This window comes from Natrinema salsiterrestre, from assembly GCF_029502005.1.
GTDB classification, from domain to species: domain Archaea; phylum Halobacteriota; class Halobacteria; order Halobacteriales; family Natrialbaceae; genus Natrinema; species Natrinema salsiterrestre.
This window is the reverse complement of the sequence record NZ_JAMQOT010000001.1, coordinates 353,030-373,285: the sequence shown is the minus strand read 5'-3', so window position 1 is coordinate 373,285 and position 20,256 is coordinate 353,030. Positions and strand designations below refer to the sequence as shown.

Annotated in this window: 32 protein-coding genes and 1 tRNA gene; 28 read left to right on the top strand and 5 right to left on the bottom strand. The window is 65.1% G+C overall.

Annotated features, from left to right (window positions below):
* Positions 1-16: 16 nt before the first annotated feature.
* From NDI89_RS01860 to NDI89_RS01845, 4 genes are read left to right on the top strand one after another with little or no spacing between them, the layout of a single operon-like run.
* Positions 17-718: a TMEM165/GDT1 family protein gene (locus NDI89_RS01860; RefSeq protein ID WP_277519799.1), complete on the top strand. Its 702-nt coding sequence runs from the start codon at positions 17-19 to the stop codon at positions 716-718.
* A 56-nt stretch (positions 719-774) separates the two neighbouring features.
* Entirely contained in the window at positions 775-1,551 is a 777-nt protein-coding gene (proC, locus tag NDI89_RS01855) for a pyrroline-5-carboxylate reductase (protein WP_277519798.1), read from the top strand.
* On the top strand, positions 1,544-2,377 hold the full coding sequence (proB, locus tag NDI89_RS01850; RefSeq protein ID WP_277519797.1) for a glutamate 5-kinase: 834 nt from the start codon (positions 1,544-1,546) through the stop codon (positions 2,375-2,377). Before proC ends, proB begins: the two co-directional genes overlap by 8 nt.
* On the top strand, positions 2,370-3,707 hold the full coding sequence (locus tag NDI89_RS01845) for a glutamate-5-semialdehyde dehydrogenase (RefSeq protein ID WP_277519796.1): 1,338 nt from the start codon (positions 2,370-2,372) through the stop codon (positions 3,705-3,707). The genes proB and NDI89_RS01845 overlap by 8 nt, the downstream gene beginning before the upstream one ends.
* A gap of 20 nt (positions 3,708-3,727) precedes the next feature.
* Here NDI89_RS01845 and NDI89_RS01840 read toward each other — a convergent pair whose 3' ends face one another.
* From NDI89_RS01840 to NDI89_RS01825, 4 genes are all read right to left on the bottom strand, one after another.
* Complete coding sequence (locus tag NDI89_RS01840; protein WP_277519795.1) at positions 3,728-4,243, bottom strand: double winged helix-containing putative transcriptional regulator; 516 nt, start codon at positions 4,241-4,243, stop codon at positions 3,728-3,730.
* 2 nt (positions 4,244-4,245) lie between these two features.
* Positions 4,246-5,178: a methenyltetrahydromethanopterin cyclohydrolase gene (gene mch, locus NDI89_RS01835; RefSeq protein WP_277519794.1), complete on the bottom strand. Its 933-nt coding sequence runs from the start codon at positions 5,176-5,178 to the stop codon at positions 4,246-4,248.
* Between the two features lie 73 nt (positions 5,179-5,251).
* Positions 5,252-5,566, bottom strand: a complete 315-nt coding sequence (locus tag NDI89_RS01830) for an MTH1187 family thiamine-binding protein (RefSeq protein ID WP_277519793.1) — start codon at positions 5,564-5,566, stop codon at positions 5,252-5,254.
* Between the two features lie 161 nt (positions 5,567-5,727).
* Entirely contained in the window at positions 5,728-6,081 is a 354-nt protein-coding gene (locus NDI89_RS01825) for a HalOD1 output domain-containing protein (RefSeq protein WP_277519792.1), read from the bottom strand.
* A gap of 352 nt (positions 6,082-6,433) precedes the next feature.
* On the opposite strand from NDI89_RS01825, the gene NDI89_RS01820 reads away from it, so the two are divergent.
* Positions 6,434-6,877, top strand: a complete 444-nt coding sequence (locus NDI89_RS01820; protein WP_277519791.1) for a DUF4112 domain-containing protein — start codon at positions 6,434-6,436, stop codon at positions 6,875-6,877.
* 409 nt (positions 6,878-7,286) lie between these two features.
* Here the strand turns inward: NDI89_RS01820 and NDI89_RS01815 are convergent.
* Positions 7,287-7,357: transfer RNA gene (locus NDI89_RS01815), tRNA-Gly, on the bottom strand.
* 303 nt (positions 7,358-7,660) lie between these two features.
* Here NDI89_RS01815 and NDI89_RS01810 point away from each other — a divergent pair.
* Genes NDI89_RS01810 through NDI89_RS01700 form a run of 23 tightly spaced genes read left to right on the top strand, consistent with a single transcriptional unit; the run spans position 7,661 to position 20,254 of the window.
* The gene (locus NDI89_RS01810; protein ID WP_277519790.1) at positions 7,661-8,566 is read left to right on the top strand and encodes an RNA methyltransferase; all 906 of its coding nucleotides are present in this window, start codon (positions 7,661-7,663) and stop codon (positions 8,564-8,566) included.
* Between the two features lie 4 nt (positions 8,567-8,570).
* On the top strand, positions 8,571-9,590 hold the full coding sequence (locus tag NDI89_RS01805; RefSeq protein ID WP_277519789.1) for a 50S ribosomal protein L3: 1,020 nt from the start codon (positions 8,571-8,573) through the stop codon (positions 9,588-9,590).
* 3 nt (positions 9,591-9,593) lie between these two features.
* Complete coding sequence (gene rpl4p, locus NDI89_RS01800) at positions 9,594-10,346, top strand: 50S ribosomal protein L4 (protein WP_277519788.1); 753 nt, start codon at positions 9,594-9,596, stop codon at positions 10,344-10,346.
* Positions 10,343-10,597, top strand: coding sequence for a 50S ribosomal protein L23 (locus NDI89_RS01795; protein ID WP_277519787.1), 255 nt, complete (start codon positions 10,343-10,345; stop codon positions 10,595-10,597). Before rpl4p ends, NDI89_RS01795 begins: the two co-directional genes overlap by 4 nt.
* 2 nt (positions 10,598-10,599) lie before the next feature.
* Positions 10,600-11,322 carry a 50S ribosomal protein L2 gene (locus NDI89_RS01790; RefSeq protein ID WP_226007820.1) on the top strand — a complete coding sequence of 241 codons (723 nt, stop codon included), beginning with the start codon at positions 10,600-10,602 and terminating at the stop codon, positions 11,320-11,322.
* On the top strand, positions 11,319-11,741 hold the full coding sequence (locus NDI89_RS01785; RefSeq protein ID WP_277519786.1) for a 30S ribosomal protein S19: 423 nt from the start codon (positions 11,319-11,321) through the stop codon (positions 11,739-11,741). The genes NDI89_RS01790 and NDI89_RS01785 overlap by 4 nt, the downstream gene beginning before the upstream one ends.
* Positions 11,742-11,748: 7 nt before the next feature.
* Positions 11,749-12,225, top strand: a complete 477-nt coding sequence (locus NDI89_RS01780) for a 50S ribosomal protein L22 (RefSeq protein WP_277519785.1) — start codon at positions 11,749-11,751, stop codon at positions 12,223-12,225.
* Entirely contained in the window at positions 12,225-13,208 is a 984-nt protein-coding gene (locus NDI89_RS01775; protein WP_277519782.1) for a 30S ribosomal protein S3, read from the top strand. The genes NDI89_RS01780 and NDI89_RS01775 overlap by 1 nt, the downstream gene beginning before the upstream one ends.
* Entirely contained in the window at positions 13,208-13,432 is a 225-nt protein-coding gene (rpmC, locus tag NDI89_RS01770; protein ID WP_277519781.1) for a 50S ribosomal protein L29, read from the top strand. Before NDI89_RS01775 ends, rpmC begins: the two co-directional genes overlap by 1 nt.
* 7 nt (positions 13,433-13,439) lie before the next feature.
* Positions 13,440-13,847 carry a ribonuclease P protein component 1 gene (locus NDI89_RS01765; protein ID WP_277519780.1) on the top strand — a complete coding sequence of 136 codons (408 nt, stop codon included), beginning with the start codon at positions 13,440-13,442 and terminating at the stop codon, positions 13,845-13,847.
* The gene (locus NDI89_RS01760) at positions 13,838-14,275 is read left to right on the top strand and encodes a 30S ribosomal protein S17 (RefSeq protein ID WP_277519779.1); all 438 of its coding nucleotides are present in this window, start codon (positions 13,838-13,840) and stop codon (positions 14,273-14,275) included. Before NDI89_RS01765 ends, NDI89_RS01760 begins: the two co-directional genes overlap by 10 nt.
* A complete protein-coding gene (locus NDI89_RS01755) occupies positions 14,275-14,673 on the top strand; it encodes a 50S ribosomal protein L14 (protein ID WP_006180012.1) in 399 nt (132 codons plus the stop codon). The genes NDI89_RS01760 and NDI89_RS01755 overlap by 1 nt, the downstream gene beginning before the upstream one ends.
* 2 nt (positions 14,674-14,675) lie before the next feature.
* Complete coding sequence (gene rplX / locus NDI89_RS01750; RefSeq protein ID WP_226007813.1) at positions 14,676-15,032, top strand: 50S ribosomal protein L24; 357 nt, start codon at positions 14,676-14,678, stop codon at positions 15,030-15,032.
* Positions 15,029-15,775, top strand: a complete 747-nt coding sequence (locus NDI89_RS01745; RefSeq protein WP_277519777.1) for a 30S ribosomal protein S4e — start codon at positions 15,029-15,031, stop codon at positions 15,773-15,775. Before rplX ends, NDI89_RS01745 begins: the two co-directional genes overlap by 4 nt.
* Complete coding sequence (locus NDI89_RS01740) at positions 15,768-16,313, top strand: 50S ribosomal protein L5 (protein WP_277519776.1); 546 nt, start codon at positions 15,768-15,770, stop codon at positions 16,311-16,313. The genes NDI89_RS01745 and NDI89_RS01740 overlap by 8 nt, the downstream gene beginning before the upstream one ends.
* Positions 16,306-16,491: a 30S ribosomal protein S14 gene (locus NDI89_RS01735; protein ID WP_226007810.1), complete on the top strand. Its 186-nt coding sequence runs from the start codon at positions 16,306-16,308 to the stop codon at positions 16,489-16,491. The genes NDI89_RS01740 and NDI89_RS01735 overlap by 8 nt, the downstream gene beginning before the upstream one ends.
* Before the next feature lies 1 nt (position 16,492).
* Positions 16,493-16,885 (top strand): 30S ribosomal protein S8, encoded by a 393-nt coding sequence (locus tag NDI89_RS01730; protein WP_226007809.1) that lies wholly within the window; start codon positions 16,493-16,495, stop codon positions 16,883-16,885.
* 2 nt (positions 16,886-16,887) lie between these two features.
* On the top strand, positions 16,888-17,421 hold the full coding sequence (locus tag NDI89_RS01725) for a 50S ribosomal protein L6 (protein WP_277519775.1): 534 nt from the start codon (positions 16,888-16,890) through the stop codon (positions 17,419-17,421).
* A gap of 3 nt (positions 17,422-17,424) precedes the next feature.
* Complete coding sequence (locus tag NDI89_RS01720) at positions 17,425-18,150, top strand: 50S ribosomal protein L32e (RefSeq protein ID WP_277519774.1); 726 nt, start codon at positions 17,425-17,427, stop codon at positions 18,148-18,150.
* Complete coding sequence (locus tag NDI89_RS01715; protein WP_277519773.1) at positions 18,143-18,592, top strand: 50S ribosomal protein L19e; 450 nt, start codon at positions 18,143-18,145, stop codon at positions 18,590-18,592. The genes NDI89_RS01720 and NDI89_RS01715 overlap by 8 nt, the downstream gene beginning before the upstream one ends.
* Positions 18,592-19,140 carry a 50S ribosomal protein L18 gene (locus NDI89_RS01710; protein ID WP_226007805.1) on the top strand — a complete coding sequence of 183 codons (549 nt, stop codon included), beginning with the start codon at positions 18,592-18,594 and terminating at the stop codon, positions 19,138-19,140. The genes NDI89_RS01715 and NDI89_RS01710 overlap by 1 nt, the downstream gene beginning before the upstream one ends.
* Positions 19,137-19,787, top strand: a complete 651-nt coding sequence (locus NDI89_RS01705; RefSeq protein ID WP_277519772.1) for a 30S ribosomal protein S5 — start codon at positions 19,137-19,139, stop codon at positions 19,785-19,787. Before NDI89_RS01710 ends, NDI89_RS01705 begins: the two co-directional genes overlap by 4 nt.
* A complete protein-coding gene (locus NDI89_RS01700) occupies positions 19,787-20,254 on the top strand; it encodes a 50S ribosomal protein L30 (RefSeq protein ID WP_277519771.1) in 468 nt (155 codons plus the stop codon). Before NDI89_RS01705 ends, NDI89_RS01700 begins: the two co-directional genes overlap by 1 nt.
* The last annotated feature ends 2 nt before the right edge of the window (positions 20,255-20,256 follow it).

The following is a 20,256-nucleotide window of genomic DNA, read 5'->3' as shown; positions in this document are numbered from 1 at the left end:
GCAGCACCTTTCACGGATGACTGGCTGGCTCGAGATCCTCGTCGCCGCGTTCGTCCTGCAGCTGTCGGTGCTCCCCGGCGAGAAGGTGCAGTTCATCATCGCGGGGCTGGCGACGCGATACGATCCTCGGATCGTGGTCGCCGCCGCGGCGAGTGCCTTCGCCGGCTGGACGGCCCTCGAGATCCTCTTCGGAGCGGCGATCCAGGGCCTGTTACCCCCCGTCTACCTCGACGCGGTCACGGCGGGGTTGTTTCTCCTCTTTGCGGCGTTGCTCGTCAGGTCGGCCCCCGAGACGAGCGAGCGATCGGCGGTGGCCAACGGCGGCGCGGCGACGGCCGACGAGATCGACGTCTCGATCTTCGGCCACGATGTGCCGCCGTACCTCCGCGGGTTCGTTCCGATCTTCGCCCTGATGGCCGTCGGGGAGTTCGGTGACAAAACACAGCTCGTCACGATCGGGCTCGCGGTGCAGTACGGGGCCCACCCCGCGATCTGGGTCGGCGAGATGCTCGCGATCGTTCCCGTGAGCGCGGCCAACGCCTACTTTTTCCACCGATTCTCTCACCGCTTCGACGCCAGACTGGCCCACCTCGCCGGCGCGGGACTCTTCGTCTTTTTCGGGCTCGATACCGTGTTGGAGATCCTGACGGGAATTTCGATCTGGGAGGAGATCGTCGAGGCGATCTCCTCGGTGCTTCTCGGATTCCACCCGGTATGACTGGGGGATCGAAACCAAAGTTGGTATGTCTCCCTCGGTTCCTCACCCTAGACAAGATGGTACAGACGAGCGTTATCGGTTGTGGCAACATGGGGAGCGCCCTGATCAAGGGCCTCTGGCGGTCCGGGAACCATACGATAGTCGCGTGCGACCTCGATCCCGACGCCCTCGAGGGGGTCGCCGACTACGTCGACCGCACGACGTCGGACGTGTCCGAGGCGTCCGACGCCGACGTGGTCGTCCTCGCGGTGAAACCGGACATCGTCGGCGCGGTCCTCGAGGATCTCGATCTCTCGCCCGAGCAGACGCTGCTCACTATCGCTGCGGGCGTCTCTACCGACTACGTCGAATCGCGGACCGACGCGAACGTCGTCCGGATCATGCCGAACCTCGCCGCCGAGACCGGTGACATGGCCGCGGCCGTGACCACCGACGGCATCACCGACGAGGTGCGAGCGCTGCTCGACGACGCCGGCGAGTTCGCCGAGATCGACGAAGAGGAGATGGACATCGCGACCGCGGTCAACGGGAGCGGCCCGGCGTTCGTCTTCTATCTCATTCAGGCGATGGCGGACGCGGGCGTCGAGGGCGGCCTCGAGCCCGACGACGCCGAGACGCTGGCCGCCCAGACGTTCAAGGGGGCGGCCGAGACCGTCCTCCGATCGGACCGGAGCGTCGACGAGCTGATCGACGCCGTCTGCTCGCCGAACGGGACGACGATCGAAGGGATGGAGGTCCTCTGGGAGAGCGACGCCGACGCGGACGTCGCCGAGGCAGTGAAGGCAGCGGAAGAACGGTCGGCGGAACTCGCGGCCGAATTCAACGATGAGTAAGGGGCTCGAGGAGGCGGCCGTCACGGAGGCGAGGCGGCTCGCCGCCGACGCGGACCGCGTGATCGTCAAAGCCGGGACGAACTCCCTGACCGACGAGGAGTCGAACCTCGACGACGCGAAACTCGACAAGCTGGTCGACGACATCGAGGACCTCCTCTCGCGGGGCAAGGAGGTCATCCTCGTCTCGTCGGGCGCGGTCGGTGCCGGACTGGGTCGGGTCGCACAGGCCAGCGAGACCCTCGAGGAGGAGCAAGCCCTCTCGACCGTCGGCCAGAGCACTCTCATGCACCGGTACACCGAGAGCTTCGACCGGTACGACCGGGAGGTGGCCCAGCTCCTCCTCACCCAGCACGATCTCGAGAACCCCGAGCGATTCACCAATTTCCGGAACACCGTCGAGACGCTGCTGGACTGGGGGATCGTCCCGATCATCAACGAGAACGACGCCGTCGCGACCGAGGAGCTCCGGATCGGCGACAACGACATGCTCTCGGCGGCGGCGACGATGGGCGTCGATGCGGACCTGCTGGTCACGCTGACCGACGTCGGCGGCGTCTATACCGGAAACCCGAAAGAGAATCCCGAGGCCGAGCGCATCGAGGCGGTCGGACGCAACTACGATACGGTTCAGGACATCATCTCCGAGAGCACGACCGACGGCTTCGGCGGTATCCAGACGAAAGTCGAAGGCGCGCGCGACGTCAGCGAGCACGGGGTGCCGGCCGTCATCGCCAAGTCGACCGAGCCCGACGTGCTCGCGAAAATCGCTACTGCCAAACCCGTGGGGACCATATTCGTCCCCATCAACGGTGTGAGCGATGACTGAGACCGATATCGAACGCAACGTCGACGAGGCACAGACCGCGGCCCTCGAGCTCGCGAAACTGGAAGACGAGGACCGGAGCGCGGCGCTTCACGAGATCGCCGACGCGATCGAAGCGCGAAGCGACGAGATCCTCGCGGAGAACGAGAAAGACGTCGCCGAGGGCGAACGGATGCTCGAGGAGGGCGAGTACACGCAGGCGCTCGTCGATCGCCTGAAGCTCTCCAAGTCGAAGATCGAGAGCATCGCGGAGATGGTCCGCAGCGTCGCCGGACAGGACGACCCGCTGGGGAAGACGCTCTCCGCGCGGGAGCTCGACGAGGACCTCGAGCTCTACAAGGTCGCCGTCCCGATCGGTGTGGTCGGAACCGTCTTCGAGTCCCGCCCTGACGCGCTCGTCCAGATCGCCGCGCTCGGCCTGAAGTCGGGGAACGCGGTGATCCTCAAAGGCGGCAGCGAGGCGCTGCACTCCAACCGAATCCTCTTCGAGATCATCGAGGACGCGGCGGCCGACGCCGGCGTCCCCGACGGCTGGGCCCAGCACATCGAGGCCCGCGAGGACGTCGACGCCCTGCTCGAGATGGACGACGCGATCGATCTCCTCATGCCGCGGGGCAGTTCCGCGTTCGTGAGCTACATTCAGGACAACACGAGCATCCCCGTCCTCGGCCACACGGAGGGGATCTGCCACGTCTACGTCGACGACGAGGCGGATCTCTCGATGGCCGAGGACATCGCGTACGACGCCAAGGTCCAGTACCCCGCGGTCTGCAACGCCGTCGAGACCCTGCTGGTCCACGAGGACGTCGCCGCCGAGTTCCTGCCCGCGATCGCGGACCGCTACGAGACCGCCGACGTCGAGATCCGCGGCGACGACGCCACCCGCGAGATCGTCGACGTCGATGCGGCGACCGACGCCGACTGGGACACCGAGTACGGCGATCTCATCGTCTCGATCCGCGTCGTCGACTCGCTCGAGACGGCGATCGATCACGTCACCACCCACGGCTCGAAACACACCGAGTCGATCGTGACCGAGGACGCCGATCGCGCGAGCACCTTCATGCGCAGCATCGACTCGGCGAGCGTCTTCCACAACGCCTCGACCCGGTTCGCCGACGGCTACCGGTTCGGGCTCGGTGCGGAAGTCGGCATCAGCACCGGAAAGATCCACGCCCGCGGCCCCGTCGGCCTCGAGGGGCTGACCACGTACAAGTACCACCTCGAGGGCGACGGCCAGCTCGTCGCCACCTACGCCGGCGAGGACGCCAGGCCTTACACTCACGAGGCGTTCGACGGCGAGTGGTCCCCCGGTCGCCTGTCGAACGAGTAACGCCGGTCGATCTTCTTTCGCTACTCGCGCGCGGGCGCGATCCGGTATCCGTCTCTCTCTTGTTCGGCCAGCTCGAGCAGGGCCGCCCACTCGAGCAGCCGCTCGATCCGTTCGCGCTGCGTTTCGACCGAACGGGTCGGCCGTCGATCGCGGTCGCCGGACTGTCGTCGTTCGCTACGGATCGCTTCTGCGACCTCGTCGGCAGTCAGTGGGCCGTCGGCTCGCTCGAGGACGCCGAGTACGGCGTCGGCTCCGTCGACTCGTGCTCGGAACGCCCGACGGAGCCGGTCGGAATCGAGTGCTGATCCGGACCCTGCATCGCGGCGGCGAAAGCCCGCCGGCTCTTCGGTCGCGAGCTCGAGGGCGCGAAGAAAGGTGAGCCACGTCGCCGCCTCGTCTCGCGTTTCGAGGGCCGTTTCCGCGAGCAGCAGCCGACAGCAGTCGTCGACGTCGCCGGCGGTCGCGGGGAGCGCTCGCTGGATCGTCGCGAGAACGGTGCGTTCCGCGGGCGGTTCGGGGACCGGCTTGAATCGCACGACTACAGGTCGAAGGAGTCGACGAGCAGTTCCTCGTCCGTCTCCCCGTGGACGTACGTCGGGCCGCCGATCACGTCGATCGTCACCGTTGCGGGGGCGAAGAGGTCCGAGGGAACCTCCGCGAAGTCCCAGTCGAGATCGTCGAAGACCTCGCCAAACGGGCGGCCGTGATCTTCGGCCGCGGTCGACGGCACCGAGTCGAAGACGTCGGCGTCCTCTCGCACGGTGAGATGCGCCCGCCCGCCGTAGGCGATCGCGTCGTTCGTCCGCGCAATTGCCGTTCGTTCGTCGCCCGCGACGGGCGCGACCGGTGCGCGTCCCGTCGCCGAGACGATATCGAGCGGGTCGTAGCCGAGTTCGGAGAGTCGAAACGTCGCGAGCTCCGCGGCGCGCGCGGCGTTCGTAATGCTCCCCGCGAGGCTCGCGGTCGGATAGGCAAGCAGGAAGACGCTGCTCGTCTCGACCTCCGCGCGCTCGGCGACGTGCTCGGCCACCGATTCGGTCGGATCCATCTCCGTTTCGATGGCCAGCGCCGTCAGGTCGAAGGCGTCGGTGTACCCGATCCGGCGGAACTCCTCCTCCTCGGCTACAAGCGCCCGGGCGGGGCCGCTCCCCAGTCCCTCGAAGTCCTCGGTCAGTACCTCCCAGCCCGCCTTCTGAGAACACAGCAGCGAGAGCGCCGGCTGATCCGTCGAGAGCTCGACGTAGGGGATCGACGCGTCGCCCAACTCGCCCAGTCCGTAGTTCGGCGTCGCCATCCCGGCCGTCTGGATCTCTGTCAGCAACAGCGCGGCCTCGATACCGCCGTCGAACTCGAGCCCGAAGTCCAGGACCGTCGCTTCGTTCTCGAGGTCGTATCCGCCGATGTTCAGCTCCTCGGCGTAGTCGAGGGCCTCGTCGACCAGCTCGATCGCCATTCGGTTGAGACTTTCCATGCGACGGGATTCAGTCTCCGGGGTAAAACCGTTTGTCCGTTGGCGTCTGACCGACGTCTGACAACTATGGCGGTTACGACTCCCGATTCGTCGCCGGCCGACCGAGGTGCTCTTCGACGACGTCGACCTTCGCCGACGCATCGACGTCCCGCGTCCGTTTGTCGTCGATTTTCAGGACCGTGCTCACTCGGTCGGCGTCGACGGCGTCGTGTGCCGCCTGGGCGGCGGCGAAGAGTTCGTCGGTCGTCTCCGCTTCGATCACCGTTCCCATCGGGTTCGTCTCGTAGGTGACGTCGTACGCCTCGAGCGCATCGACGGCCTTCGCGACCTCGCCGGCCATACTGTCCTCGATTACCGGTGCGACGCTCAGTAGTGCGACTACCGTCATACCGGCCCTGACGCTCGCCGGGAACCTAAAGCCGTGCCATACGGACCCGTTCGGTGGAGTACGCTGGGCGACTCGAGTCGTCTCCGGCCGCGACGCTGACGGCGCGGCGGTGTGCGCGGGAGAAAAACGATCAGTGACGATGGGGGACGGACTGGCCGCGCTCAGTTCGCGGTCGGCGCTCGGGGCGTCTCTGCGGGCGGGTAGATGATGACGTCGCCGTTCGCGTAGACGTACACCTCGTGTTCGAGGGCGGTAAAGGCGATGTGACCACCGGTGCGGTCGGAGCCGTCCGCCTTCTGGCTGAAGATGCGGTCGAGCGCGTCCGGATCGACGCTGTCGTACAGGGAGAACTCCCCCTGCGAGACGTCGGTGTCCGCGATCGACGCGAGAGCGTGGACGATCGTCGTGGTGATCGTCGCGGTTCCGTCGGCGTCGTGGTGGAACACGTAGCGGTCGTTTGGCTGGTCGTACTGGAGGTCGTTCGTGCCGTCTGCGGGTGAGAGTTCCGTCTGCATTGCTATATCTGATCGTTCAATCGTGTATTAGAACGTAGTTACTCACGGTATAAAAGCCGCTCGCAACCGCTAAGAATACACGTACGTGAAATTCACCGCGAGGCTAGACGCGTTTCTCAAATACTCGCTGCGCGGCCGCTTCCGGACCGTCGTCCACTCGTCGACGTCTCCGTATCGTGGACATTCGCGACAACACGGACTTTGCGGACGCAATAATAGATTGCTAGCCTCCTCTCACGTATCTCCGCGGTTGAGTCTCTGCGATGCTGATCGGAACGGACAGTAGCCGGTCGTTCGACCGCTTGCCACGGCCGCCCGCGGGCTTATTCACGCGCGCAACTATAGATCATGCATGGCTACTAACTCAGGAGACGATCTCAGTTCGGAGCTCGAGGCCCTCGAGGACCTCCCCGCCGCCGTCGACGAAGCGGCGATCGATCGCATGCGCGTCGTCGCACACGCCCTCGACGAAGGCGTTCGAGTCCCGGGAACGGATTTCAAGGTGGGGCTCGATCCGATCGTCGGGATCCTCCCGGGGGCCGGCGACACCGCTGCGGCAGTCGTCTCGCTGTACCTCGTCGTCGAGTCCGCTCGACAGGGCGTCTCCCAGTCGACGCTGCTCCGCATGCTCGCGAACATCGGCGTCGACGCCGTTATCGGTTCCGTCCCCGTCCTCGGCGTGATCTTCGACGCGTTCTGGAAGGCCAACAAGTGGAACCTGCAGCTCGCGCTCGAGGACCTCGCCGACGAGGGCGGGCAGTCGGAGGCCGGGCCGGAAGTCGTCACAATCGACTAGCTCGGTCGCTCGGCGGCTCTCGAGGCGCGATTCTCTGATCACGGCTCGATTGTTCGCTGATCCGTGATTCGTAGCGTCGCCCTACACCCCCGCTGTCAGGTCTCGAAAACGTGCTGGCTGGGATTTGAACTACAGCCAGACGTGCTCGCTTCGCTGCGCGAGACTGGCCTGATTCAAATCCAGATTCGATTTCTCTGCATACGAATACTCGCGTTGCCGCGCAACGCTCGTGATATTGTGTTCGGAGAAATGCGCTGGCTGGAATTTGAACAACGCGGAGACGGTCCTGCTCGCTCACTTCGTTCGCTCGAGGCTGCGACTTCTCTCGTTCAAATCCAGGACGACGTTACGGCTCACGGATGGCGAGCACACGCTACGCGGTGCTCGCCGGAATTGTTCGCCGTAGAAGTGCGCTGGCTGGGATTTGAACCCAGGTTGTGACCATGGCAAGGTCACGTGATACCACTACACTACCAGCGCCCTGCTGCACTCATACCTACTGCCGGACGGATGTATAAGGGTTGCGAATCGGTCCGGCATCGGCATGCTGCAGCATGGCGATTTTCGCGTACTCGAGGCGACACGTCACGCCGATTTTCACCCCTGTACACCACTCGTTCTCACGAGGGACTGTGACAAGTTACCGTGATTGAGTGTGTGTCTGTTCGGCACGAATTCGGGAGTGTGAGCCGTTGACAGCCGGGGTCGAATCCGCTATTCTTTTAAGACCCTCTCCGCAATACATCGCTACAGTCTAGTGACGCGGCGCCGAAGCGTCTCGGCATGACTGTCAGCGTACTCGTGCCGTCGTCGATCAGTCGGGAAGCCGAAGACAAACGCGAGGCAACCCGGAAACTCGGATACGTCGCCCGCGCGGCGACGATCTTCCGGGCCGATCGCCTGGTCGTCTATCCCGATCGGGAGGGCGAAACCGGGCAGTTCGACGGTGGGTTCGTCAGCACCGTGTTGCGGTACGCCGCAACGCCCCCGTACCTCCGCAACGAGGCGTGGGGGATGCGAGACGAACTGGAGTACGCGGGCATCCTGCCGCCGCTCCGTGCCATGTCACAGACCGGCTCCGAATCTACCGGTTCGGGGTCGTCAAGACAAGGAATCGTGACCGAGGTCGGACCTGAAGGGCGCGTCCGGGTCAATTGCGGACTGCAACACCCGATCTCCCTCAACGTACCGCCGAACATGGCGGTCGAGGAGGGGGAGCGCGTGACCGTCAGGATCTCTTCGCGACGACCGGTCCGGGCGAAGCTCGAAGACGTTCCCCTTCCGGGGCTTTCGATCGAGCAGACGGACCTGCGGGCAGCACTCGGCCGTGAGGACGCCGGCGTTCGCATCGCGGCCTCCCGATTCGGTGAGGAACTCACCGTCGGGCGGCTCGAGACGCTGGCCGGACGCGTCCAGCGCGACGGGATGACCGTCGCCTTCGGCGCGCCCGAGAGAGGGCTGCCGGCTATCCTCGGAATCGAGGCATCGGCCGTCGACGCGTCGTCCAGCGGGGACGACGCAGTCGAACCGTCGTCCAACCGGGACGACGCGGCCGATGACGACGTCGAACCCACTGCCGATCCGGGGTTCGACCTCTGGCTGAATACGGTTCCGGATCAGGGAAGCGAGGTCGTTCGGACGGAGGAGGCTCTGTTCGCGACCCTCGCTCCCCTCTCACTGAGAGAGTGATAGAATGCCACAAGCAAATACACCACGCAAAGGCTCACTCGGGTTCGGCCCACGAAAGCGTGCGACCAGCGAGGTCCCACGCTTCAACTCGTGGCCGGACACTGACGGACAGCCGACGCTCCAGGGCTTCGCGGGCTACAAGGCCGGCATGACCCACGTCGTCATGGTCGACGATAAAGCGGATTCGCCGACCGAGGGGATGGAAGAGACCGTCCCCGTGACGATCGTGGAGACGCCGCCGATGCGCGCCGTCGCGCTGCGAGCGTACGAAGACACGCCGTATGGTATGAAGCCGATAACCGAGGTCTGGACCGACGAGTTCGTTCCCGAACTCGATCGCGTTCTGGACCTTCCCGGTGACGACTACGACACCGACGCCGCCACGGACGAGCTCCGTGGCCTCCACGAGGAGGGCCGCGTCGACGAGGTTCGCGTCATCACCCACACGGTCCCGGGGGACGTTCCCTCGGTGCCCAAGAAGAAACCGGACGTGATGGAAACGCGCGTCGGCGGCGGCTCCGTCGACGACCGCGTCGACTTCGCCCTCGAGATCATCGAGGACGGCGGCGAGCACGTCATGAACGACGTGTTCCGCGCCGGCGAGTATCTCGACGCGAGCGGCGTCACGAAAGGGAAAGGGACGCAGGGCCCCGTCAAGCGATGGGGCGTCCAGAAACGCAAGGGCAAACACGCCCGGCAGGGCTGGCGTCGCCGCATCGGCAACCTCGGCCCCTGGAACCCGTCCCGCGTCCGCTCGACGGTCCCGCAGCAGGGCCAGATGGGCTACCATCAGCGGACGGAACTGAACAAGCGCCTCGTCGACATCGGCGACGGCGCAGACGCGACGGTCGACGGCGGCTTCGTCAACTACGGCGAAGTCGACGGGCCACACGCGTTGATCAAGGGCTCGCTCCCCGGGCCACAGCAGCGTCTCGTACGCTTCCGCCCGGCGATCCGACCCGGAGACCAGCCGCGCCTCGATCCCGAGGTGCGCTACGTCTCCACCGCATCCAACCAGGGATAACACATGGACGCAACAGTACGAAACCTGGACGGCTCGGACGCGGACACGATCGAGCTCCCGGCGGTCTTCGAGACCCAGTACCGCCCGGACCTGATCGCTCGTGCCGTTCGCGCCGCCCAGGCAAACCGAAAACAGGACTACGGTGCCGACGAGTTCGCCGGCCTTCGAACGCCGGCCGAATCGTTCGGTAGCGGCCGCGGGATGGCCCACGTTCCACGACAGGAGGGGCGCGCTCGACGCGTTCCCCAGGCCGTCAAGGGACGCAAGGCACACCCGCCGAAAGCCGAGAAAGACCAGTCCGAATCGATCAACACGAAAGCAAAGAAACTGGCCGTCCGCAGCGCGATCGCTGCGACGACCGACGCCGAACTCGTCGCCGACCGCGGCCACGAGTTCGACGAAGACGTCGAGACCCCCGTCGTCGTCGACGACGAATTCGAGGACCTCCACAAGACGCAGGAAGTCGTCGACTTCCTCGAGGCAGCCGGCCTCGCGGACGACATCGAACGCGCCGACGAGGGTCGCAGCGTCCGGTCCGGTCAGGGGAAAGCCCGTGGCCGCAAGTACAAGACGCCGACGTCGATCCTCTTCGTCACCTCCAGCGAGACCGGTCCGTCCCGTGCGGCCCGGAACCTCGCAGGTGCCGACGTAACGACGGCAGCTGAGGTCAACGCGGAGGATCTCGCGCCCGGCGCACAGCCGGGACGGCTGACGGTCTGGACCGAAAGCGCACTCGAGGAGGTGGCCGACCGATGAGCTCGGCCATCGAACACCCGCTCGTCACGGAGAAGGCGATGAACGACATGGACTTCGAGAACAAGCTCCAGTTCGTCGTCAACCCGGACGCGACCAAGCCCGAAATTCGGGACGAGGTCGAGGAGCGGTTCGAGATCTCGGTCCGGAACATCAACACGCAGGTAACGATGAACGGCAAAAAGAAAGCGATCGTCCGCCTCTCCGAGGAGGACGACGCACAGGAAGTCGCTTCGCGAATCGGGGTGTTCTGAGAATGGGACGACGCATTCAAGGACAACGACGCGGTCGCGGGACCTCCACGTTCCGCGCCCCGTCGCACCGATACAAGGCGGACCTCGAGCACAAGAAAGAGCAAGACGACGAGACCATCAGCGGGACGGTCGTCGACATCGAACACGACCCGGCCCGATCCGCGCCGATCGCGGCCGTCGAGTTCGAGGACGGCGATCAGCGTCTCATCCTCGTGCCCGAGGGCATCACCGTCGGCGAGGAGCTCCAGGTCGGCGTCTCCGCGGAGATCAAGCCGGGCAACACGCTCCCGCTCGCGGAGATTCCCGAAGGGGTTCCGGTCTGTAACGTCGAGGCGAATCAGGGCGACGGCGGTCGCTTCGCCCGCGCCTCGGGGACGAACGCCGACCTGATCACCCACGACCGCAACGCGGCGGTCATCGAGCTTCCGAGCGGCGAGGTCAAGCGCCTCGATCCCGAGTGTCGCGCCACGATCGGCGTCGTCGCCGGTGGCGGCCGCACCGAGAAGCCGATGGTCAAGGCCGGCAACAAGTATCACAAGATGAAGTCCCGGGGCACCAAGTGGCCTCGCGTCCGCGGTGTCGCGATGAACGCCGTCGACCACCCGTTCGGTGGCGGCGGCCGACAGCACCCCGGCAAACCCAAGTCCGTCTCGCGGGACGCCCCGCCGGGACGGAAGGTCGGTGACATCGCGTCCCGGAGCACCGGTCGAGGTGGCAACAAATGAGTCAGGAGTACCGAACCGGCCGCGAAGGTGAGTTCACCTACCGCGGCTACACGCTCGAGGAGCTGCAGGCGATGGAGCTCGACGAGGTTGTGGAACTGCTACCCGCACGACAGCGGCGAAGTATCGAACGCGGCCTCTCCGTCGAGAAGGAGAAGCTTCGCGAGGAGGCCAGCGAGAAGGGCGAGGAAGAAACGGCGAACGACCCGATTCGAACGCACCTGCGAGACATGCCGATCCTGCCGGAGTTCGTCGGCAAGACCTTCGAGGTCTACAACGGGCAGGCGTTCGAACGCGTTCGCGTCGAACCCGAAATGATCGGCCACTATCTCGGCGAGTTCCAGCTGACGCGGACCTCCGTCGAGCACGGACAGGCCGGTATCGGCGCGACCCGATCGTCGAAGTTCGTCCCACTGAAGTGATCCACGTATGGGAATCAACTACTCAGTCGACGTCGATCCCGACGCCACGGCGAAAGCCATGCTTCGGGAGCGTCATATGAGCAACAAGCACAGCAAGGAGGTCGCACGCCAACTCAAGGGCCAGACCGTCGGCGAGGCCCGGGCGTACCTCCAGGACGTCATCGACGAGAACCAATCCGTGCCGTTCAAGTCCCACAACGCCGGTGCCGGACACCGCTCCGACATCGACGGCTGGGACGCCGGCAAGTACCCGGAGAAGGTCTCCGAGGAATTCCTCGATCTGCTCGAGAACGTCGAAGCCAACGCGGACCATCAGGGCTTCGACGGCGAGTCCATGGAGATCGTCCACGTCGCCGCCCACAAGGTCGGCGAGTCCGTGGGCCGCAAGCCCCGCGCGATGGGGCGTGCGTCCTCGTGGAACACGCCGCAGGTCGACGTGGAGATCATCGTAGAAGAGACCGAACCCGAGGAGGACGATAGCTAATGGCTGACGAACACCAATTCATCGAGAACGGCCTGCAGCGGTCCCAGATCGACGAGTTCTTCCAGGAAGAGCTCGGCCGCGCGGGCTACGGTGGTATGGACGTCGCCAAGACGCCGATGGGAACCCAGATCGTCCTCAAGGCCGAGAAGCCCGGGATGGTCATCGGCAAAGGCGGCGAGAACATCCGGAAGGTCACGACGGCCCTCGAGGAGCGGTTCAACCTCGAGGACCCCCAGATCGACGTGCAGGAGGTCGAAGAACCCGACCTCAACGCACGGATCGTCGCGGACCGACTGGCCAACGCGCTCGAGCGCGGCTGGTACTTCCGGAAGGCCGGTCACACGACGATCGACCGGATCATGGAAGCGGGCGCGCTCGGCGCGGAGATCGTCCTGTCGGGGAAGGTCACCGGCGCGCGATCGCGCGTCGAGAAGTTCAACCGCGGCTACATCAAGCACAACGGCGAGCCCGCCGAAGAGGTCGTCGACCACGGCCAGGGCGTCGCGGTCATGAAACTCGGCACCATCGGTGTCGACGTGAAGATCATCCCGCCGGGTGCGGAACTGCCCGACGACTTCGAAGTCAACGAGGACATGGATCCGGAGGAAGTCGTTCCGGAGGCCGTCGAAGTCAACGAGGCAGAGGGCGTCGAGGAGCTCCTCGAGGGCGAACCCGAGGACACTGACGCCGACGCTGACGAGGCCGAGGCAGACGCTGCGGCTGCGGAAGCCGCGGACGCGGACGCCGACGCCGAGGCAGACCTCGACGAGGACGTCGTCGAGGAAGTCATCGAAGAAGAGGTCGAGGCCGACGCCGACGAGGAGTTCGACGAAGTCGAAGTCCCCGGCGGCGACGACGACGTCGAGGAAGAGCTCGAAGAGCTCGAGGAAGACGTCGAAGCGGAAGCCGAAGACCTCGTCGAAGAGATGGAAGCGGAAGAGGACGCAGACGCGGACGACGCGGACGAGGGAGGTGACGCCTGATGGCGATCCTCCACGTCGAAGAGATCCGCGACATGACCCCCGCCGAGCGGGAGGAAGAACTCGAGGAACTCGAGACGGAGCTGCTGAACGCGAAGTCCGTCCTCGCCGCCGGTGGTGCCCCGGAGAACCCGGGCCGCATCGGCGAACTGGGTCGCACCGTCGCGCGGATCAAAACGATCCAGCGCGAAGAAGGCGACCTTGCGGACGACGCAGACACCGAATAACACGACAATGGCACTGACACCCGAGACGCTGCCGCGACACGAACTCAACGGACTCCCCGTCCGAGTCGTCGAGAGCGACGACTCCTCGCGGGTGGGTCTGGAGGGACGAGTCGTCATCGAGACGACAAAGACCCTCTCCATAGAGGTTCGAACGGATGGCGAGTCTCGGGTGGTGATGGTGCCGAAGTCGGGCTCGACGTTCGAGTTCGCGATCACAGATGACGCCGCCGACCTCGCGAAGGGGTCGGGGACTGCGTCCAAACTGGCCGACACTCAACCTGCAGCGGGGGACGATTGCTCCGCCGCGACAGATAGCGCTGGCGAGGATGTAGCCTACGTTACGGTCGATGGATCGCGGCTGCTCTCACGGCCCGCCCGACGCACGGAAACGAATGGTGACTCACCATGGCAATAGGACTAGACGTTGAAACCCCTCCGGAACCCGATAACCCGGAGGAATACGACTACGAGAAATGTCCGTTCTACGGCGAACTCTCCGTTCGAGGGCAGATCCTCGAAGGGACGGTCGTCTCGACGGACATGGACAAGACCGTAGTCGTCGAGCGAGAGTACGATGTGGCGGTTCCGAAATACGACCGCCAGATGAAACGACGCTCGCGCATCCCGGCACACGTACCGGGCGTGCTCGAGCCGCTCTCGGTCGGTGACACGGTCAAGATCGCAGAGACCCGACCACTGTCGAAGACGAAATCGCACGTGGTCGTCGAAGTAACCCAAGAAGCGACTGCCGAGGACGTCGCCGAGCTCACGAGTCAGGCCGAGCCTGAGCCGGAGCTCTCCGACGAAGACCTCGCCGCGGCTGCAGACGAGGGTGATCAGTGATGGAGGCGATGAAAGCCGACGTCACGCAGGGCCTGAAGAAGGGCTCGCTGGTCACGTGCGCCGACAACACCGGCGCGCGTGAACTGAAGGTCATCAGCGTCGCGGGCTACCACGGCACCAAGAACCGCCAGCCGAAGGCGGGAATCGGTGACAAAGTGACCGTCTCGGTCACGAAGGGTACCCCGGAGATGCGCCGACAGGTCCTCGAGGCCGTCGTCGTCCGCCAGCGGAAGTCGATCCGCCGGCCCGACGGCACGCGGCTGAAGTTCGAGGATAACGCGGCGGTCATCATCGACGAGAACGAGGAACCCCGCGGCACGGAGATCAAGGGGCCGATCGCCCGCGAAGTCGCAGAGCGCTTCGGAGCAATCGCCAGTACGGCGACGATGATCGTATAGATATGACTGAACAACCACACAAACAGCGAACCCAGACGCGAAACGCGCCGCTGCACGAGCGACAGAAGCAGCTGCACGCGACGCTGTCCGACGAGCTCCGCGAGGAGTACGACACCCGTCGAACCCGCGTCAACGCGGGCGACACGGTCGAGGTCATGCGCGGCGACCACGCCGGCGAGGAAGGCGAGGTCATGCGCGCGATCCTCGAGGACGGAACCATCCACGTCGAGGAGGTCACCGTCGAGACGGCCGACGGCGAGGAAGTGCCGCGGCCGCTCGACCCGTCGAACGTCCGCATCACGGACCTCGACCTCGAGGACGAGCGTCGCGAGGCGCGTCTCGAAGGTGATAGCGAATGACGAAACACCAGAAACGACTATCCGTACCGAAGTCCTGGCCGGTCGAGCGAAAGACCGAGACCTTCACGGTCAAGGCCGACGCCGGTCCCCACGGCGAAGACGGCGTGCCGCTCGTCGTCCTCCTGCGGGACGTCCTCGGCTACGTGGACTCGCGGAAGGAAGCACGGTACGCCCTGAGCGAGGACGCGATCCTCATCAACGGCGACGCGATCAACGACGAACAGCGCCCGATCGGCATGTTCGATATCGTCGCGTTCCCCGGTCGCGGGGAGTACTACCGCGTCTTCCCCGACGAGGGCGGTCGGCTCGCACTGACCGAGATCGACGAGGAGTCGGCCCAGAGCCGCCTCGGCAAGATCGTGAACAAACAGCAAGTGTCGGGCGGCGACACCCAGCTGACGCTGCACGACGGCACGAACGTCATCACCGACGGCGACTACGATCCGAAGGATTCGATCGTCGTCGACAACGACGACAAGTCCGTCGTCGCGCACTTCCCATACGAGGAAGGTGCACTCGTGACTGCCGTCAGTGGCAATCACGGCGGCAAGATCGGTGAGGTCGACGCGATCGACATCACGCCGGGCAGCGGCTCGAACAGCGTCGGCGTCTCGACGGACGACGGCGGCTTCGAAACCGTCGAAGAGTACGTCGTCGTGATCGACGAGAACTTCACGGGCGACGCGGACGCGTCGGAAGACGCGAACGGTGAAACCGTGAGCACGGGTGATGACGATGAGTAGTGAAAGCGAATCTGGAGCCGACTTCCACGAGATGCGCGAACCGCGCGTCGAGAAGGTCGTCGTCCACATGGGCGTCGGTCAGGGTGGTCGCGAACTCGGCAAGGCCGAGGACATCATCCAGGAGATTACGGGTCAGGAGAGCGTCCGTACGCAGGCGAAACGGACCAAACCAGACTTCGGAATCCGTCAGGGCGACCCCATCGGCGCGAAGGTGACCCTTCGCGACGAGGACGCCTACGAGTTCCTCGAGACGGCCCTGCCGCTCGCGAACATCTCTCGACGGCAGTTCGACGACACGGGGAACGTCAGCTTCGGTGTCGCGGAACACACCGACTTCCCCAGCCAGGAGTACGACCCGAGCATCGGGATCTTCGGACTGGACGTCACCGTCAACCTGGTGCGTCCGGGCTACCGCATCGCCAAGCGCGACAAGGCCACCCGATCGATCCCGTCGACGCATCGACTCACTCCCGAGGACGCAATCGGCTTCCTCGAGGCGAACTTCGACGTGAGCGTGGAGGGCGCAGACGATGAGTGAAAGCGAAACAGACGAAAACGACCGCACGGGCGAGCACGCGGCGAAGCGAACGGGGCAGGTCGAGTCCTGCCAGCGCTGTGGCCGCGAGCAGGGACTTGTCGGAAAGTACGACATCAATCTCTGCCGGCAGTGCTTCCGCGAGATCGCCCGCGAAATGGGATTCAGGAAGTACCGATAACATGACCGGAAACGATCCACTCAGTAACGCGCTCTCGGGGCTCGACAACGCCGAGAGTGTGGGTCACCTTACCCACGAGGTAACGCCCGCCTCGAACGAAATCGGCAGCGTGCTCGAGGTCTTCTACGACCGCGGGTACATCGACGGCTTCGAGTACGTCGACGACGGCAAAGCCGGTCAGTTCGAGGTCGAATTGAAAGGAGCGATCAACGAGTGCGGCCCCATCAAGCCCCGCTACGCCGTTGGCGCCGAAGACTTCGAGAAGTGGGAGAAGCGCTATCTCCCCGCTCGAGACTTCGGAGCCCTCGTCGTCACGACGAGCAGTGGCATCATGAGCCACTACGAGGCGCGCGACCAGGGTATTGGGGGCCAGGTGATCGCATACGTCTACTAATCATGCGAGTCGAACTGGAAATCCCCGAGAACGTATCCGTCGAGGTCGACCGTTTCGACGTCACCGTCGAGGGTCCGGAAGGCAGCGTCACGCGCCGCCTCTGGTACCCCGACGTGACCGTCGAGACCGACGACGACCAGGTGGTAATCGAGAGCGGTGCCGAGGACGCGAAGACGAATTCGACCGTCGGCACCTTCGAGAGCCACATCACCAACGCCATCCACGGCGTGACCGAGGGCTGGGAGTACGAGATGGAAGTCTTCTACTCTCACTTCCCGATGCAGGTCCGCGTGGAGGGCGAGGAAGTCGTCATCGAGAACTTCCTCGGCGAAAAGGCACCGCGACGAACGACTATCCACGGTGAAACCGACGTGACCGTCGACGACGAGCAGCTCGTCCTGTCCGGCCCCAGCAAGGAGGACGTCGGACAGACGGCGGCCGACATCGAGCAGCTGACGAAGGTCAGCGGCAAGGACACCCGCGTCTTCCAGGACGGGGTCTACATCACCGCCAAACCCGCCAAAGGAGGTGCCTGATAGATGGCAGACGACCAATCCAACGACGAACCACAGGATCTCGAAGACATCAGCGGCGTCGGCGCGAGCAAGGCAGACGCGCTCCGTGACGCCGGCTTCGAGTCCATTCAGGACGTCAAGGAAGCCGATCAGGGCGACCTCGCCGAGGCGGAGGGCGTCGGGAACGCGCTCGCCGCCCGTATCAAGGCCGACGTCGGTGACCTCGAGGTCACCGAGGAGACCGAGGCCGAGATCGAAGACGAAGGCGTCGAGGAGGAAGCCGAACCCGACGAAGACGTCGAGACCGAACTGCGGCCCCGCGGGCTGACCGAGAAGACGCCCGACCTCTCCGACGCGGAGGAGCGACTCCTCAACCGTCGGCGGAGCGAAGGGAAACCGCAGTTCAACCGACAGGACTACCACAAGAAAAAGCGGACGCCGGAATCCTGGCGTCGACCCCGCGGCCAGCTGTCCAAACAGCGCCGTGGCGTCAAGGGCAAGGGCCCGAAAGTCCAGGCCGGCTACCGCACGCCGAAAGAAGTCAGAGGGAAACACCCGAGCGGCTTCGAAGAGGTCTACGTCGAGAACGCGGACGACCTCGAGGGCGTCGACGGCGACACGGAGGCGGTTCGGATCGCCTCCGCCGTCGGTGCGCGCAAGCGAGAGCGTATCGAAGAGCTCGCCGAGGAGCAGGGCGTTCGCGTCCTGAACCCGACCTACGAGGAAGTCGAGGTGGAATCCAATGACTGATCTGAGCGCACAGAAGCGACTCGCCGCCGACGTCATGGACGTCGGCAAGAACCGCGTCTGGTTCGACCCGGAGGCCCAGGGCGACATCGCCGAAGCGATCACGCGCGACGAGATCCGCGAACTCGTCGACGAGGGTCGCATTCAGGCGGACGAACCCTCGGGCAACTCCCGGGGCCGTGCTCGCGAGCGCAACGCGAAGCGCTCCTACGGCCACCAGAACGGGCAGGGCAAGCGCCGCGGCAAGAAAGGCGCGCGCCAGAACGAGAAAGACGAATGGCAGAACAAGATTCGCGCACAGCGCCGGAAGCTCCGCGAACTCCGCGACAAGGGCGAGCTGACGCCCACGCAGTACCGCCAGCTCTACAAGAAGGCCGGCGGCGGGGAGTTCCGCAGCGTCCGGTACCTGCTGAACTACATCGACGAAACCTACGGTGACCAATAATGGCGACAGGACCACGATACAAAGTGCCGATGCGGCGTCGCCGTGAGGTCCGGACGGACTACCACCAGAGGTTGCGCCTGCTGAAATCGGGAAAGCCCCGCCTCGTCGCTCGAAAGAGCAACAAGCACACCACGGCGCAGCTGGTTACTCCCGGACCTCAGGGAGACGAGACGCTTGCAAGCGCACACTCGAGCGATCTGGCGGAGTACGGCTGGGACGCACCCACGAGCAACATTTCCGCGGCGTACCTGACCGGCCTGCTGGCCGGCCAGCGAGCCGTCGAGGCCGGTCTCGAGGAAGCGGTCCTCGACATCGGTCTCAACACGGCCACGCCCGGCAACAAGGTGTTCGCGGTACAGGAGGGCGCGATCGACGCGGGCCTCGAGATCCCGCACAACGACAGCGTGCTGGCGGACTGGTCGCGAACGCGCGGCGAGCACATCGCCGAGTACGCCGAACAGCTCGAGGAGCCGCTGTACAGCGGCGACTTCGACGCGACTGACCTTCCCGAACACTTCGACGACGTACGAGAGGCGATTCTCGAATGAGCAACTACAACGATAGCGGATGGGAACCCGTTACCCGTCTCGGCCGGATGGTCCAAGAGGGCGACATTGAGGACATGGAGACCGCCCTCAACTCTGGCCTCCCGCTGAAGGAACCCGAACTCGTCGACCAGCTCCTGCCCGGACTGGAAGACGAAGTGCTGGACATCAACATGGTCCAGCGGATGACCGACTCCGGACGACGCGTGAAGTTCCGCTGTGTCGTCGCGGTCGGCAATCGCGACGGGTTCATCGGCTACGCGGAAGGCCGAGACGACCAGGTCGGCTCTGCCATCCAGAAGGCGATCGGTATCGCGAAGCTGAACATGATCCAGGTGCCCCGCGGCTCGGGCTCCTGGGAGGACCGCTCGGACCGGCCACACTCGCTGACCCGACGGACCACCGGCAAGGCCGGTTCCGTCGAGGTCGAGCTCATCCCCGCCCCCGAAGGGCTGGGGCTGGCCGCCAGCGACACCGTCCGTCACGTCCTCGAGCTGGCCGGCATCGAGAACGCCTGGACGAAGAGTCACGGCAACACTCGAACGACGGTCAACCTCGCGAAGGCGACGTACAACGCACTCGAGAACGCCTCCCAGTCGCGCCATCCGCGACGACGGCCGGACCGAGAGCGAGCTGAGGTGAGCGAGTGATGAAGGCGATCGTTCAGATCCGCGGCGAAGTGAACCGACAGGAAGACGTACAGGACACCCTGTCGATGCTCAACATCCACAACGTCAACCACTGTACGCTCGTCCCCGAAACGGACGCGTACGAGGGGATGATCGCGAAGGTCAACGACTACGTCGCCGTCGGAGAGCCCGACGCCGACGTGCTCGAGACCCTGCTCGCGAAGCGAGCGGAGCCCCTCGAGGGCGACCAGTCGGACGTCGACGAGGAGTGGCTCGCGGATAACACGGAGTACGACGACTTCGGCGAGCTCGCCGAGGCGCTCCTGGCCGAGGAGACGACGCTCCGTGACGAGGGACTGTCACCGACGCTTCGACTCCACCCACCGCGGGGGGGTCACGACGGGATCAAAAAGCCGACCGTCGAGGGCGGCCAACTCGGAAAGCATACAACAGGGGAGATTAACGACCTCCTAGAATCGATGCGATAACC

Excerpts from the sequence above, each read along its gene's own strand:
- NDI89_RS01860 (WP_277519799.1), top strand. The coding sequence starts at position 17 with ATGACTGGCTGGCTCGAGATCCTCGTCGCCGCGTTCGTCCTGCAGCTG.
- NDI89_RS01775 (WP_277519782.1), top strand. The coding sequence starts at position 12,225 with ATGGCTGACGAACACCAATTCATCGAGAACGGCCTGCAGCGGTCCCAG.
- NDI89_RS01825 (WP_277519792.1), bottom strand. The coding sequence starts at position 6,081 with ATGCAGACGGAACTCTCACCCGCAGACGGCACGAACGACCTCCAGTAC.
- NDI89_RS01790 (WP_226007820.1), top strand. The coding sequence starts at position 10,600 with ATGGGACGACGCATTCAAGGACAACGACGCGGTCGCGGGACCTCCACG.
- NDI89_RS01845 (WP_277519796.1), top strand. The coding sequence starts at position 2,370 with ATGACTGAGACCGATATCGAACGCAACGTCGACGAGGCACAGACCGCG.
- NDI89_RS01765 (WP_277519780.1), top strand. The coding sequence starts at position 13,440 with ATGGCACTGACACCCGAGACGCTGCCGCGACACGAACTCAACGGACTC.
- NDI89_RS01780 (WP_277519785.1), top strand. The coding sequence starts at position 11,749 with ATGGGAATCAACTACTCAGTCGACGTCGATCCCGACGCCACGGCGAAA.
- rpl4p (WP_277519788.1), top strand. The coding sequence starts at position 9,594 with ATGGACGCAACAGTACGAAACCTGGACGGCTCGGACGCGGACACGATC.
- NDI89_RS01830 (WP_277519793.1), bottom strand. The coding sequence starts at position 5,566 with ATGACGGTAGTCGCACTACTGAGCGTCGCACCGGTAATCGAGGACAGT.
- NDI89_RS01735 (WP_226007810.1), top strand. The coding sequence starts at position 16,306 with ATGAGTGAAAGCGAAACAGACGAAAACGACCGCACGGGCGAGCACGCG.
- NDI89_RS01710 (WP_226007805.1), top strand. The coding sequence starts at position 18,592 with ATGGCGACAGGACCACGATACAAAGTGCCGATGCGGCGTCGCCGTGAG.
- NDI89_RS01820 (WP_277519791.1), top strand. The coding sequence starts at position 6,434 with ATGGCTACTAACTCAGGAGACGATCTCAGTTCGGAGCTCGAGGCCCTC.
- NDI89_RS01810 (WP_277519790.1), top strand. The coding sequence starts at position 7,661 with ATGACTGTCAGCGTACTCGTGCCGTCGTCGATCAGTCGGGAAGCCGAA.
- NDI89_RS01715 (WP_277519773.1), top strand. The coding sequence starts at position 18,143 with ATGACTGATCTGAGCGCACAGAAGCGACTCGCCGCCGACGTCATGGAC.
- NDI89_RS01725 (WP_277519775.1), top strand. The coding sequence starts at position 16,888 with ATGCGAGTCGAACTGGAAATCCCCGAGAACGTATCCGTCGAGGTCGAC.
- NDI89_RS01705 (WP_277519772.1), top strand. The coding sequence starts at position 19,137 with ATGAGCAACTACAACGATAGCGGATGGGAACCCGTTACCCGTCTCGGC.
- proC (WP_277519798.1), top strand. The coding sequence starts at position 775 with ATGGTACAGACGAGCGTTATCGGTTGTGGCAACATGGGGAGCGCCCTG.
- NDI89_RS01760 (WP_277519779.1), top strand. The coding sequence starts at position 13,838 with ATGGCAATAGGACTAGACGTTGAAACCCCTCCGGAACCCGATAACCCG.
- NDI89_RS01755 (WP_006180012.1), top strand. The coding sequence starts at position 14,275 with ATGGAGGCGATGAAAGCCGACGTCACGCAGGGCCTGAAGAAGGGCTCG.
- NDI89_RS01795 (WP_277519787.1), top strand. The coding sequence starts at position 10,343 with ATGAGCTCGGCCATCGAACACCCGCTCGTCACGGAGAAGGCGATGAAC.
- NDI89_RS01720 (WP_277519774.1), top strand. The coding sequence starts at position 17,425 with ATGGCAGACGACCAATCCAACGACGAACCACAGGATCTCGAAGACATC.
- NDI89_RS01700 (WP_277519771.1), top strand. The coding sequence starts at position 19,787 with ATGAAGGCGATCGTTCAGATCCGCGGCGAAGTGAACCGACAGGAAGAC.
- rpmC (WP_277519781.1), top strand. The coding sequence starts at position 13,208 with ATGGCGATCCTCCACGTCGAAGAGATCCGCGACATGACCCCCGCCGAG.
- NDI89_RS01785 (WP_277519786.1), top strand. The coding sequence starts at position 11,319 with ATGAGTCAGGAGTACCGAACCGGCCGCGAAGGTGAGTTCACCTACCGC.
- NDI89_RS01740 (WP_277519776.1), top strand. The coding sequence starts at position 15,768 with ATGAGTAGTGAAAGCGAATCTGGAGCCGACTTCCACGAGATGCGCGAA.
- NDI89_RS01745 (WP_277519777.1), top strand. The coding sequence starts at position 15,029 with ATGACGAAACACCAGAAACGACTATCCGTACCGAAGTCCTGGCCGGTC.
- mch (WP_277519794.1), bottom strand. The coding sequence starts at position 5,178 with ATGGAAAGTCTCAACCGAATGGCGATCGAGCTGGTCGACGAGGCCCTC.
- proB (WP_277519797.1), top strand. The coding sequence starts at position 1,544 with ATGAGTAAGGGGCTCGAGGAGGCGGCCGTCACGGAGGCGAGGCGGCTC.
- rplX (WP_226007813.1), top strand. The coding sequence starts at position 14,676 with ATGACTGAACAACCACACAAACAGCGAACCCAGACGCGAAACGCGCCG.
- NDI89_RS01805 (WP_277519789.1), top strand. The coding sequence starts at position 8,571 with ATGCCACAAGCAAATACACCACGCAAAGGCTCACTCGGGTTCGGCCCA.
- NDI89_RS01730 (WP_226007809.1), top strand. The coding sequence starts at position 16,493 with ATGACCGGAAACGATCCACTCAGTAACGCGCTCTCGGGGCTCGACAAC.